This window comes from Streptomyces sp. NPDC000404 (assembly GCF_040300365.1).
Lineage (GTDB): Bacteria > Actinomycetota > Actinomycetes > Streptomycetales > Streptomycetaceae > Streptomyces > Streptomyces ramulosus.
Genome location: NZ_JBEPDN010000011.1, coordinates 80,668 through 93,209, shown reverse-complemented (window position 1 = coordinate 93,209; position 12,542 = coordinate 80,668). Strand labels below are relative to the sequence as shown.

General features: G+C 75.3%; 9 protein-coding genes and 1 tRNA gene. 1 reads left to right on the top strand and 9 read right to left on the bottom strand.

Annotated elements, in window-relative coordinates:
• Positions 1-16 precede the first annotated feature (16 nt).
• From ABT345_RS21805 to ABT345_RS21780, 6 genes are all read right to left on the bottom strand, one after another.
• The gene (locus ABT345_RS21805) at positions 17-796 is read right to left on the bottom strand and encodes a S16 family serine protease (RefSeq protein ID WP_345084842.1); all 780 of its coding nucleotides are present in this window, start codon (positions 794-796) and stop codon (positions 17-19) included.
• Between the two features lie 91 nt (positions 797-887).
• Positions 888-1,529, bottom strand: coding sequence for an IclR family transcriptional regulator (locus tag ABT345_RS21800; protein ID WP_345084845.1), 642 nt, complete (start codon positions 1,527-1,529; stop codon positions 888-890).
• Between the two features lie 317 nt (positions 1,530-1,846).
• A complete protein-coding gene (locus ABT345_RS21795) occupies positions 1,847-3,643 on the bottom strand; it encodes a DEAD/DEAH box helicase (RefSeq protein WP_345084848.1) in 1,797 nt (598 codons plus the stop codon).
• Positions 3,644-3,747: 104 nt separating this feature from the next.
• Positions 3,748-4,137, bottom strand: coding sequence for a type II toxin-antitoxin system death-on-curing family toxin (locus ABT345_RS21790; protein WP_345084851.1), 390 nt, complete (start codon positions 4,135-4,137; stop codon positions 3,748-3,750).
• Entirely contained in the window at positions 4,134-4,334 is a 201-nt protein-coding gene (locus ABT345_RS21785) for a ribbon-helix-helix protein, CopG family (protein ID WP_345084854.1), read from the bottom strand. Before ABT345_RS21785 ends, ABT345_RS21790 begins: the two co-directional genes overlap by 4 nt.
• A gap of 86 nt (positions 4,335-4,420) precedes the next feature.
• Positions 4,421-5,944: an MFS transporter gene (locus ABT345_RS21780; RefSeq protein WP_345084857.1), complete on the bottom strand. Its 1,524-nt coding sequence runs from the start codon at positions 5,942-5,944 to the stop codon at positions 4,421-4,423.
• 255 nt (positions 5,945-6,199) lie between these two features.
• On the opposite strand from ABT345_RS21780, the gene ABT345_RS21775 reads away from it, so the two are divergent.
• A tRNA-Cys gene (locus ABT345_RS21775) sits at positions 6,200-6,271 on the top strand.
• A 188-nt stretch (positions 6,272-6,459) separates the two neighbouring features.
• Here the strand turns inward: ABT345_RS21775 and ABT345_RS21770 are convergent.
• From ABT345_RS21770 to ABT345_RS21760, 3 genes are read right to left on the bottom strand one after another with little or no spacing between them, the layout of a single operon-like run.
• Complete coding sequence (locus ABT345_RS21770) at positions 6,460-8,805, bottom strand: xanthine dehydrogenase family protein molybdopterin-binding subunit (protein WP_345084860.1); 2,346 nt, start codon at positions 8,803-8,805, stop codon at positions 6,460-6,462.
• Complete coding sequence (locus ABT345_RS21765) at positions 8,802-11,516, bottom strand: (2Fe-2S)-binding protein (protein WP_345084863.1); 2,715 nt, start codon at positions 11,514-11,516, stop codon at positions 8,802-8,804. Before ABT345_RS21765 ends, ABT345_RS21770 begins: the two co-directional genes overlap by 4 nt.
• Entirely contained in the window at positions 11,513-12,409 is an 897-nt protein-coding gene (locus ABT345_RS21760; protein ID WP_345084866.1) for an FAD binding domain-containing protein, read from the bottom strand. The genes ABT345_RS21765 and ABT345_RS21760 overlap by 4 nt, the downstream gene beginning before the upstream one ends.
• Positions 12,410-12,542: the final 133 nt, after the last annotated feature.

The following is a 12,542-nucleotide window of genomic DNA, read 5'->3' as shown; positions in this document are numbered from 1 at the left end:
GCCGTCCCGTCCCGCCTCAGCAGCTGGGGACCGACCCGCCGCTCTTCAGCGCCTTGAGCGACTTCAGCGCGCCGTTCAGCGAGGTGACGGGGATCAGCCGCATCCCGCCGGGCCGCTCCGCGACCGCCTGCGAGCACTCCTCCTTCGGCACGAGGAAGAGGCGGGCGCCGTCGCGGTGCGCCGCGCGCATCTTCAGCGGCACCCCGCCGACCGGGCCGACCGTGCCGTCGGGCTCGATGGTGCCGGTGCCGGCGATGGTCCGGCCGCCGGTCAGATCGCCGCCGGCGCCGTCCCCGTCGAGCTTGTCGATGATCCCCAGCGCGAACATCATCCCGGCGCTCGGCCCGCCGATGTCCGCCAGCCGCAGGGTGACCTTCACATCGCGGGGCGAGCGGTGCAGATGGCCGAGCGCGGCGCCGACGGCCGCGTCCTGCGACTTCCGCATCTCGCCGGCGTTGTGCCGCGCGACCTCCTTGACGCTGTTGCCCACCGGATAGACCGACTCGGCGGGCATCACCGCCTCGTCCGGGCGGAACCAGCCCCGGATCACGTCCGGCAGACGCACCGTGGCGTCCGGCCCGGTGGCGACGATCGCCGTCATCCGCAGCTGCCCGCTGGTCCGGCGGGTATCGGCGCCGGAGATGGTGATCACCGGTTTCCCCTTGTTGTCACCGAGGACGTTCGCCGTCGGCCCCGGGTACGCCAGCGAGTACGGCAGCGGCGCGAGGGCGGCGGTCAGCAGCAGGGCGAGAACCAGAGCGGCACAGATCGACAGTGCACGAACGCGGGAGGACACCCCGCCACCCTAGAGGACCGCCCGCGCACGCCCCGCATCGCACGCGCAACCCCGAACGTGGCTCACCGGCGCGGGGCCGGTGCCCGGCGGCTCAGCGCAGCGCCTCCGCGACCTCCCGCGCCGCGTCGACCACCCGCGGCCCGATCCGGTCGGAGACCGCGTCGGCGAGCATCACCACACCCACGCTGCCCTCGATGCCGCTGACCCCGAGCAGCGGCGCGGCGGCGCCGCTCGCGCCCGCCTCCAGTTCGCCGTGGGTCAGCGCGAGCCCGGCGTCCTGGATCCGGCCCTGGCGCGCCTTGAGGATCGCCCGCCCGGCGGCGCCGCGGTCCAGCGGGTGCCGGAAACCGGCCCGGTAGGCGACGTGGTAATCCGTCCAGGTCGGCTCCACGACGGCGACGGCCAGCGCCTCGGTGCCGTCGACGAGCGTGAGGTGCGCGGTGGCACCGATGTCCTCGGCCAGCGCGCGCAGCGCGGGCAGCGCCGCCTCCCGGACCAGCGGATGCACCTGGCGGCCCAGGCGCAGCACGCCCAGACCGACCCGGGCTCTGCCGCCGAGATCGCGGCGGACCAGCGCATGCTGCTCCAGCGTGGCCAGCAGACGGTAGACCACGGTGCGGTTGACCCCGAGCTTGTGGGACAGCTCGGTGACGGTCAGGCCGTGGTCGGTGTCGGCGAGCAGTTTGAGGACGCGCAGTCCCCGGTCGAGCGTCTGGGAGGTCTCCGCGGTCACGACGCCCCCTCCTGGTCGATGTGGCGGCATCGTCGGCGCGGGACGCTGCGGCCTTGGTGCAGCGCGCGCTAGAGGCCGCCGGCCGCATGCACCGGCTGCGCTCCGCGGCGGCGCTGCCACGGGGCGTGTGCGTGACGGGACAGTAGCGAGCCAGTCCGGTCAGCGGAAGTCCCCGTCCAGAATCCGGTCTTTCCCGTCCGGAATGTGCGCTAAATCCCGCCCGGCCCGTGGGTAACTTTCCTTTCCCGCACGGCCGTTGACACGAAGAGGCGGTGCGCCGGGCGCACCGCCTCTTCGTCACTCCACCCGCCGCGCGCTCACTTCATGCGCGTGGCCCACTCCCGGACCTTCTTGATCCGCTCGGTCAGCTGACCGGCCGTGGCCTCCGCGCTCGGCGGCCCGCCGCAGACCCGCCGCAGCTCGGTGTGGATCACGCCGTGCGGTTTGCCGCTCTGGTGGACGTACGCGCCGACCAGCGTGTTCAGCTGCTTGCGCAGCTCCAGCATCTCCTTGTGGCTGACCACCGGGCGCCGCTCGGCCGGCAGCTCCAGCAGATCGGCCTCCTCGGCGGGCTTCTTCTTGCTGTGCGCGATCTGCCGCGCCTGCCGCTTCTGGAGCAGCATCTGCACCTGGTCCGGCTCCAGCAGCCCGGGGATGCCGAGGTAGTCCTGCTCCTCCTCGCTGCCCGCGTGCGCCTGCATGCCGAACTCGGCGCTGTTGTAGAGCACCCGGTCGAAGACCGCGTCCGACTCCAGCGCCTCGAACGAGAACTGCTCCTGCTCGCCCGTGTCCTCGTCCTGCGCCTGATTGGCCTCGTCCATCTCCTTCTCGGACTCGGCGTACGGGTCCTCGTCCCCGTCCTTCTTCGGCTTGTCGAGGACGTGGTCGCGCTCGACCTCCATCTCGTTGGCGAAGCCGAGCAGCATCGGGACGGTCGGCAGGAAGACCGACGCCGTCTCGCCGCGCTTGCGCGAGCGCACGAAACGGCCGACGGCCTGCGCGAAGAAGAGCGGGGTGGAGATCGTCGTGGCGTAGACGCCGACCGCGAGCCGCGGGACGTCGACGCCCTCGGACACCATCCGGACCGCGACCATCCAGCGGTCGTCGGAGGCGGCGAAGTCGTCGATGCGCTGCGAGGCGCCGCTGTCGTCGGAGAGCACCAGCGTCGCACGGTGCCCGGTGATGTCCCGGATCAGCTTGGCGTACGCCCGCGCCTGCTCCTGGTCCGAGGCGATGACCAGCGCGCCCGCGTCCGGGATGCCCTTGCGGACCTCGGTGAGCCGCTGGTCGGCGGCGCGCAGCACGTTCGGCATCCAGTCGCCGCGCGGATCCAGCGCGGTCCGCCACGCCTGCGAGATGGCGTCCTTGGTCATCGGCTCGCCGAGCCGGGCGGCGATCTCGTCGCCCGCCTTCGTCCGCCAGCGCATGTTGCCGCTGTACGACATGAAGATCACCGGGCGGACGACGCCGTCGGAGAGGGCGTTGCCGTAGCCGTAGGTGTAGTCGGCCGACGACCGCCGGATGCCGTCGTTGCCCTCCTCGTACGTGACGAAGGGGATCGGGTTGGTGTCGGAGCGGAACGGCGTACCGGTCAGCGCGAGCCGCCGGGTGGCCGGCTCGAACGCCTCCAGACACGCCTCGCCCCACGACTTGGAGTCACCGGCGTGGTGGATCTCGTCGAGGATGACCAGCGTCTTGCGCTGCTCGATGCGGTTGCGGTGCAGCATCGGCCGGACGCCGACACCGGCGTACGTGATCGCGATGCCGTGGTACTCGCGGCCCAGCGGGCCCGCGCTGTACTCCGGGTCGAGCTTGATCCCGACCCGCGCCGCCGCCTCCGACCACTGCTTCTTCAGATGCTCGGTCGGGGCGACGACGGTCACCTGCTGCACGACGTGGTGGTGGAGCAGCCACGAGGCGAGGGTGAGCGCGAAGGTGGTCTTTCCCGCGCCCGGGGTCGCGACGGCGAGGAAGTCCCGGGGCTGGGTCTGGATGTACCGGTCCATGGCCGCCTGCTGCCAGGCGCGCAGCTTGTTGGCGGTACCCCAGGGGGCCCGGCCCGGGAAGGCCGGGGACAGGTGGTGATTGCTGGTGGCGCTGGTGGTGGTAGTCACGGTCTCCGTCGGCTGGCTCGGCGATCGGCAACCGCGTCAGCCTACCGGGGCGGGGCGGGGCGGCGAGGTGGCTCGGGCCGCATTCCCGTCAAGTGGGGCGAGCGTCACGCCCCGCTCTCCCGCATCGACCGCAACCGCTCGGCGATGACCAGGACGTCCTCAAGCTTCCCGGTCGCCACATCGATCACCAGGCCCTCCGCGAAGTCGATGTCGGGGCGGAGCGACTCACCGTTCATACGGAGAAACGCCATGCACGACAGCCACGCCGTGCGCTTGTTGCCATCGACGAGCGGATGGTTGATGACGAGCGACTGGAGCAGTGAGGCCGCCTTGCCGAAGACATCCGTGTACGCCTCCTGCCCGAACATCTCCGCGGACGGGCGGTGCACCGCCGACTCCAGAAGCCCCGCGTCGCGTACGTCGATACGCATGTCGTCGCAGGCGATCCCCGCGAGCGACAGGACTTCCCCCGCAGTGAGGTAGAACACCGTCACTTCAGGCGCTCCAGAAGCTCGCGCCACTTGGCGGCCTCCTGGATGCCCACCTCCCGGATCATCGCTTCCCTCGCATGCTGCGCCAGATAGTCGTCCACGGCGCGGAGCACCACAGCATGCATGCTGCGCCCTTCCAGGTCGGCCTGCTTCTTGAGCGCTTCGGTCCGGTCGTCGTCGAGACGCAGGTTCATAGCCATACCGAAATGGTACCGAGCATGGGGCCACTTCGGTACCGGATAGCGCGGCCCTCCCTACGCCCCCACGGGAAGCCGTACGCCCTCCCCTACGTCGTCCCCGCAGGCCGGAGGCGTCCCGCCAGGGCCGCTCCGAGGGCCGCCACCGCGGCCATCGTGGCGAAGACGGCGAGGAAGGATGCGGGGTGGGAGACCGCGGAGGCGGAGGCGGCCGCCGGGGCGGTCGGGGAGCCGCCGCCGAAGGCGACGAAGAGGGCGCCGCCGAGGCCGACGAGGACGACGTTGCCGAGGGCGTCCGCCATCTGGAGCGAGGCGGAGTTGGCGCCCGCCTCCTCGGGCCGGGAGAGCTTCAGCAGCAGCACCCCGCCGCTGGAGATGTTCAGCCCCATGCCGAAGCCGCCGAGCGTCCACGCCACCGCGACCGTCCACACCGGGACCGCCTCGGACAGCACCAGCGGCACCGCCGCGATCGCCACCGCCAGGAACGCCATCCCGGCGCCCATCAACCGCTCCCGGTGCGCCTCGCACCGCGGGCGGCTCTGCACGTACGAGCCGAGCGCCCAGGTCAGGCCGCCGCCGGTGAGGGAGAGGCCGGCGAGGGTCGCGGACAGGCCGCGCTCGGAGACCAGCAGCAGCGGGATGAAGCTCTCCGCGGCGACCAGCGCACCGGCCGCGAGGCCGCGCATCAGCACCACCATCGGCAGCCCCCGCGCCGCCCGGAACGTGCCCCGCGGCAGCAGCCGCCGCACCGCCGGCACCAGCAGCGCCAGGCCCGCGGCCGCCGGGATCACCGCGTACGGCGTCAGGTGCCCGCCCGCGTACTGGAGCAGCCAGGCGCCCGCCGCGACGGCCAGGGCGAGCAGGGCGCGGCGGCTGCGCACCACCGCGAGCAGCCCGCCGTCCGGGCCCGGCGCCTCGCGCGGCAGGGCGCGCAGCGCGGGCAGCATCACCGCGAGCGGCAGCAGGATCAGCACCGGGATGGCGAGGAAGACCCAGCGCCAGCCGAGGTGTTCGGCGACGCTCCCGGCGGCCAGCGGGCCGACGATCACCGGCAGCACCCACGCCGCCGAGAACGACGCCATCACCGCCGGACGCAACCGCTCCGGATAGGCCCGGCCGACGACGACGTACAGCGAGACGATCACCAGCCCGCCGCCGAGCCCCTGCACCCCGCGCCCGGCGACGAACAAGCCCATGGTCGGCGCCGCGCCGGCTATGACCAGCCCGGCGCCGAAGCCGCCGATACCGGTGAAGAGCGGCACCAGCGGCCCCCGGCGGTCGTTCCACTCCCCCGCCAGCGCCATCGCGAAGAGGCTGGTGGTGAAGAAGGCCGAGAAACCGAAGGCGTACAGCCCGATGCCGTGCAGCGCCCGGGCGGCGACCGGCATCGCGGTGTTCACCGCGCTCGCCTCGAACGCGATCAGCGACACCACCGAGACGATCCCGAGGGTCAGCGCCCGGTACCCCCGCCCGAACACGCCCGCCTCCGGGGCGGCACCGGGCGGCCCGGAATCCGGGGCGCGCCGGTCCCCGACGGGGTCCGGACCTGCGGAGGAGGGCGGTGGAGCGGCTGCGGTGGCGACGTCGGTGTCGCGCGCGGGGTCGGCGGTCATCGGGCCAGCGTAAGGGTCGACACGCCGCATGGCCCCTGTCCTCGGACGGAACATCGGACGGGGATCGCCTCGGACGCAAGACCTACGCCCGGGCCGTACGCGCCCCCGGACGCGCCCGGCCCCGCGCTCCGCGCGCGCCTTCCGTGAACCCCGTGTTGCCCCGCGTTGCCCCCTGTTGCGGCCTCGTGGCAGGCCGCACCGGCCCCTTCCGGGGCCCGCACACAGCTGCCTACAGTCGGTGCATCGCCTCATCCCGGCCGTGTGCCCGAGTGGTTGAGGGACTCGCCTGCAAAGCGAGTTACGCCGGTTCGATTCCGGTCACGGCCTCCGGTCCCTTGATCAGGGACTCACGAAGGGCGGTCCCGCTGCGGGTGGACCGCCCTTCGTGGCGTTCGTTCCGCGCCCGGCGCGCCGTCGCGTCGTCATGCTCCGCGCGCCGCCGCGGAACGAACGCCGAACGCCCTGAAGGTGGCCCCGACCTCGGCGGGGACCGCCTTCAGGTGCGTCCGGGGGGCTTACGCCTGCGCCCCCTGCGGGACGGCCTGTGCGCTCTGGGCCACCGCCGCCTGCGGGCGGATCGGGAGGCGGCCGATGGGGCGGCCGGTGGCCGCGCGGACCGCGGAGGCGACCGCGGCGGGGGCGGTCACCACCGGCACCGCGCTGGCCGCCTTCGCGCCGAACGGGGCGACGACGTCGCGCTCCTCGACGAGGTTGACGATGCGGATGTCCGGCGCGTCCAGCGCGGTCGGCAGGGCGTAGCCGGTCAGATCCGGGTGGCGGACCTGACCGCGGGTGGTGCGCAGGTTCTCCATCAGCGCGGCGCCCAGCCCCTGGGTGACGCCGGCCTCGATCCGGGCGCGCAGCTGACGGGGGTTGAGCACCCGCCCGACGTCCTGCGCCACGGACATCTCCACCACGCGGATGGTGCCCAGCTCGATGTCGACGTCGGCGACGCAGCGGATCGCGCAGAACGCCATCCCCACGAACGCGTCGCCCTGCCCGGACTCGTCCAGCGGCTCCGTCGGATGCGGGCGGCACTGCGCGGTGGCCCACAGCTCCTTGCCGTCCAGCGCCTCGGCGACGGTGGTGGAGAGCACCCCGTCGTACGAGGTGATCTTGCCGTCGGTGATCTGGAGCAGCTCGGTGGACATCCCGAACTTGTGGGCCAGCGGCTGGAGCAGCTGCGTACGGACCATCTTGGCGGCCCGCTCGACGGCGCCGCCGGAGACCCAGGTGTGGCGGCCGTGGCAGGCGCGGCCGGCGGGCGGCTGATCGGTGTCGACGCCCGCGACGTGCACCTCCTCGATGCCCAGCGTCTCCTGCACGATCTGCCGCGCCAGCGTGGAGAAGCCGCCGCCGGTCTCCACGGCGGCGCAGATGACGGTGGCGACCGAACCGCTGACCTTGACCGTCGCGGTCGACACCTCGTCGGCGCCCTCGGCGCCCAGCATGTGCACCATGCCCAGCGCGTAGCCGACGCCGCGGCGCACCGCGCCCGGCTCGCCCGCGCCCTCCAGGCCGCCCGGCAGCAGCCACTCCGCCGCGGGGGTGTCCTTGGGCAGGTCCGGCAGCGGCGCCTCGGTGACCGAGCGCAGCAGCTCGGCGACGGGCGCGGGGCAGGTCACCGACTGGCCCGTGGGCAGCAGATCGCCGGTGGCCATGACGTTGCGCCGCCGGATCTCGTCCGGCTCCAGGCCCAGGCGCGCCGCGAGCTTGTCCATCTGGCCCTCGTGGGCGGCGCAGACCTGCATCGCGCCCTCGCCGCGCATATGGCCGGAGGGCGGGTTGTTGGTGCGCACCGCCCAACCCTCGATGACGGCGTGCGGGACGACGTAGGGGCCGCAGGAGAACGAGACGGCGGCGGCCAGCGCCTCGGCGGAGGTGTCCGCGTAGGCGCCGGCGTCCATCAGGATCTGCGCCTCGACCTTCACCAACTTGCCCTCGGCGTCGGCGTGGTGGCGGTAGCGGAGCAGCGTCGGGTGGCGGTGGGCGTGGCCGAGGAAGGACTCCTCGCGGGTCGCGGCGAGCTTGACGGGGCAGCCGGTGCGCAGCGCGAGCAGGCCCAGGGAGAGCTGGATGCCGGGGTCCTCGCGGTCGGCGGTGGCGCCGGGCACGCCGGTCACCACGACCTTGACGCGCTCGGGGTCGAGGCCGAAGGAGGCGGCGGCCAGATCGCGGTCGGCGTGCGGGTCGGTGGAGGCGGTGTAGATCTCCACGCCGCCGTCGGGCCGCGGCACCGCGAGCCCGGCCTCGGCGCCGATGGGCGCGGGGTCCTGACGGCCGATGCGGTACAGCCCCTCGACCATCACCTCGCCGACGGCCTCCGGGTCGCCGAAGCGGAGCGGGATGTGCCGGATGAGGTTGCCGTCCGGGTGCAGCGGCTCGGCCTCGAAGGCCAGTTGCGGGTCGGTGACCGGGTCGAGCAGCTCGTACTCGACGGCGATGGCGGCGGCGGCCAGCCGTGCGGTGTCGGGGTGGTCGGCGGCGATCGCGGCGATCGGCTCGCCGTGGTAGCGCACCTCGTCCTTGGCGAACACCGGGCGGTCCGCGACGCCGCGGCCGTGCCCGGCGTCCCCGGGGACGTCCGCATGGGTCACGACGGCGCGGACGCCGGGCAGTTCGGCGGCCTGCCGGGTGTCGAGGGAGAGGATCCGGGCGCGCGGGTGCGGCGAGCGCAGCACCGCCGCCCACAGCAGCCCGTCGGCCCAGAGGTCGGCGGCGTACGGGAAGGTGCCCTGGGTCTTGGCGGACGCGTCGGCGGACGGCAGGGAGACGCCCAGACCGTGCGGCGGCGGTTCGACGGGCGGGATCGGCACCCCGGCGGCGGGGGTCGCGGTGGCTGCGTCGGTCGTGCCGCTCATGCGGTGCCTCCCGTCCGGTGCGGTGCGTCCGGACCGTGGGGTTGGTCGGGGTCGTGGCCGGCGGGGGCGCCACCGTGCTCGGCCGGGGCGTACGGGCCCTGCTCGTGCGCCCCGTGCGGGGCGGGCTCCTCGGGGCCCGTCTGGTGCGGGATGTGCGCCGCCTCCTCGGACGCCTCCGCCTCCGCGGCGGCCTCGGCGGCCTGGCGGCGGGCGGTGACGACGGTGTCGACGGCGTCGAGCACCCCGCGGTAGCCGGAGCAGCGGCAGAGGTTGCCGCAGAGCGCCTGGCGGGTCTCCAGCTCGGTGGGGGCGTGGTTGCCCTCCAGGAGGTCGTGCACGGTCATCGCCATGCCCGGGATGCAGAAGCCGCACTGGACGGCGCCGGACTCGGCGAGGGCGCGCTGCACGTCGGAGGGGCGGCCGTGCTCGGCGAGGCCCTCGACGGTGCGGACCTCGCTGCCCGCGGTGGTGGCGGCGGGCACCAGGCAGGAGGCGACCAGCCGCCCGTCCACCTGGACGGAGCAGGCGCCGCACTCGCCCTGGGAGCAGCCGTCCTTGGCCCCGGCGAGCCCGAGCCGCTCGCGCAGCACGTAGAGGAGCGATTCGCCGATCCAGGCGTCGGTGACCGGCCGGTCGGCGCCGTTGACGCGCAGCACGTACGAGGCGTGCGGGTGCTCCTCGGCGTACGCGTCGGCCCCGGCGGTGTCCGGACCGGAGTGCGCCAGCACCTGGGGCGCCGCGTCGGCCGCGGCCTCGGGAGCGGCCGCGTCGGGCGCGTCCGGCCCGGGACCGGCCGGCTCCGGGCCGGCGGCCTCGGGGCCCTCGGGCGCGGTGGCGTCGGGCTCTCCGGGGGCGGCCGGTTCCGGGGTGTCGTCCCCGGGCCGTCCGGGCGCGGCCTCGGCGCCCTCGGCGGGCTCAACCGCCGCCGCCGTCACGTCGGTTGCCTCGGCCACCGGCGGGGCCGCGGCGTCCGGGAGCGTGGCCTCGGGCCCGGTGGCGGCGTGGTCGCCGGGCGGCGTGGCCCCCTCGGCCGGGGCCGCCTCCGGCACCGGGACGCCGTGCGGCGGCGTGCCGTGGCCGGGCGCACCGGGCTCGGCGGTGGTCGGGAGGGCCGATGGGTCCACGGCCTCGGCGGCGGACTCGACGCCGGTCTCGTGGACGGGCTCATGAACCGGCTCGTGAACCGGCTCGTGGGCGGACGGCCCCGGTGCGCCGGTCGCGGCGGCGTCCGGGATCGGGACGCCCGGGGCGTCGGCGCTCAGACCGTCGGCGGTCAGACCGGCGGCGCCGTCCACGGGTTCGCCGCCCGGCTGCGGTGCGTGCGGCTCCCCGGGGGCGTACGGGTCGCCCGTGGCGAAGGGGTCCGCGGCGGAGAGGTCGCCCGGCGCGGCGGACGGCTCCGGGGCGAGCGGCAGCTCCCCGAGGGGCGCCGCCGGTTCCGATGCGGCGTCCGCCCCGTGATCGGCGGGGGCGGGCAGGCCGTGGTCGGCGGGGGCGGGCGCGCCGTGCCCGGCCGGGGTGTCCGCGGCCTGCTCGGCGGCGAAGGGGTCGCCGGGGCCGGCGGCGGGCGCGCCCTGCTCGCCGGGGGCGTGCGGGGCCTCGGTGTGCGCCGTCTCGCCGTGTGCCGTCTCCGGCGTCCCCGGGTGGGCCGCGCCGTAGCCGGTCGTGTCGTACCCGGTGTACGTCGCGTAGGCGCCGTCGCGCACCGCGTCGAGGGGGAACTCGCCGGAGACGTCGGGCTGTTCGGTGGCGGCCGGGACCGTCCAGGAGCCGGTGTCCGCCGGGGGGTCGGCCGGGTGGCCCGGCGCCTGCGGTTCGGGTGCGGTTTCCTCGGCCGGCGGCCACTGGGCGAGCGCGTCGGCGGGCAGCGACCAGTGGCCGCTGCCGCCGCCGGGCGTCACCGGCGCCGGGGCCTCCGGGGCGCCGGTCGCGTAGCCGTCGCCGGTGCCGTGCGCGGTGTCCCGGGGCACGCCGTGATCGGTGCCGGCCTGCGGGTACGGCTCCTCGGCGATGCCGCCGAACAGCGGGTCCTGCGGGGCGGGATGGCCGCCGTAGCCGCCCTGCCCGCCGTAGGTGTCACCGGACGGGCCGTACCCGTACGGGTCGGGCGCCGGCCGGCCGGGCTCCTGGCCGCCGTAGGTGTCGCCCCCGGGGGCGGCGGTGTCGTAGGGGTACCCGGCGGACGGGTAGCCGCCCTGGGCGTGCGGGGCCGTCCGGCCGTCGTCGACGAGGTACTCGCCGGACTCCTCCAGGACGTCGTCCGGGGCGCCCGGGACCGTCCACTGGCCGGTGCCGCCGGCCGCGTCCGTGCCGCCGGCGACCGGCCATTCGACGTGGTCGCCGCCCCAGGGGGTGCCGTGCGGCGGCGTACCCGTGGGTCCGGCCTGCTGACCGGTGTGGGCGGGGTAGCCGGCCGACGGGTCGGCGTACCCGGCGGAGGGGTCGGCGAACGGCATCGTCCACTGGCCGGTGGCCGACGGGTCGGTGCCCGCGCCGGGGATCGGCGGGGTGAAGGAGGCCGGGGGGACGTAGCCGTGGCCGGGCGCGGCGAGCGGGTCGGCGCCCGGGGGGTAGTAGTCGCCGCCGAGGGCCGCGGTGGTGAACCCCTCGGGCAGCTGCACGAAGGCCGTGGCCTCCTGCTCGTACTCGCCGCCCTGCGGCAGCGGCTGCCAGCCCTGTTCGGACTGCGGCCTGCGGTTGTCGTCGCTCACGAGAGCGCCCTCCCAAGTGCGCGGCGGGCCAGGGCCGCCACCGTACGGCGCAGATGCAGCGCGGCGGGCGGCAGGGTCTGCGGCTCGGAGCCGTCCTGCGGCGGCGCCGGGTCGGGGATGCAGGCAGCCGCGACGTAGTCGCCGAAGGCCGTCAGGGCCTCCGGGACCAGGGCGCGTTCGCCGTCCCAGTCGATGAGGGAGGCCACCCACTGCTCGGCCTCCAGGGGCCGCAGCGGCATCGCGGCGACCGCGCCGACGGCGCACCGCACCCCGCGCCGCGCCGGGTCGAGGACCAGCGCGACGGAGGCGGTGGCGCGGCCGGGTCCGGTGCGCCCGGTGGCCTTGAGGAACGTCTGCGGGGCGTGCAGCAGCGGCACCCGTACGAAGCCGACGAGTTCGCCGGGGCGCAGCATCTCGCGCCCGGCCAGCAGATGGCTCACCGGGATCTCCCGGCGGCCGCCCCCGGGGCCCGCGATGATCAGGGTGGCTTCCAGCGCGGCGAGCACCGGCAGGGTGTCGCCGGTCGGCGCGGAGCTGACGATGTTGCCGCCGAGCGTCCCGGCGTTGCGGATCTGCGGAGGCCCGGCGGCGCGCGCGGCGGCGGCCAGCCCCGGGATCAGCGCGGCGAAATCGGGACGCCCCATACGGGCGAGGGTGAGTCCGGCGCCGAGGAGGGCGTGGCCGTCCTGGTACTGCCAGCCGCGGATTTCACTGATCCGGGCGAGGCCCACGAGGCCCGCGGGTCTGAGGAGTCCGGCGTTCACCGCCGCCATGAGGTCCGTGCCGCCCGCGACGGGTACGGCGGCGGGCATGGCGGCCAGCGCCGCCACCGCCTCGTCGAGCGAGGCCGGCAACGTCACCGTGTGCGACGCCTGCGGTGCGTGCGTGGTCAAGCCAGCTGCCCCTTCCCCGGTGTCCCGGCAGTTCCGCTCGCCGTACGGTACGTGCTCACGGTCCGGACGTGGCAACTCTGGCACATTCTCGCGGGGGCACGGCGCGAGGGTCCGCGAAGCGGTGTTCCGTCCC

Coding starts and splice junctions, on each gene's coding strand:
- ABT345_RS21785 (WP_345084854.1), bottom strand. CDS start 4,334: ATGGCTATGAACCTGCGTCTCGACGACGACCGGACCGAAGCGCTCAAG.
- ABT345_RS21780 (WP_345084857.1), bottom strand. CDS start 5,944: ATGACCGCCGACCCCGCGCGCGACACCGACGTCGCCACCGCAGCCGCT.
- ABT345_RS21770 (WP_345084860.1), bottom strand. CDS start 8,805: ATGAGCGGCACGACCGACGCAGCCACCGCGACCCCCGCCGCCGGGGTG.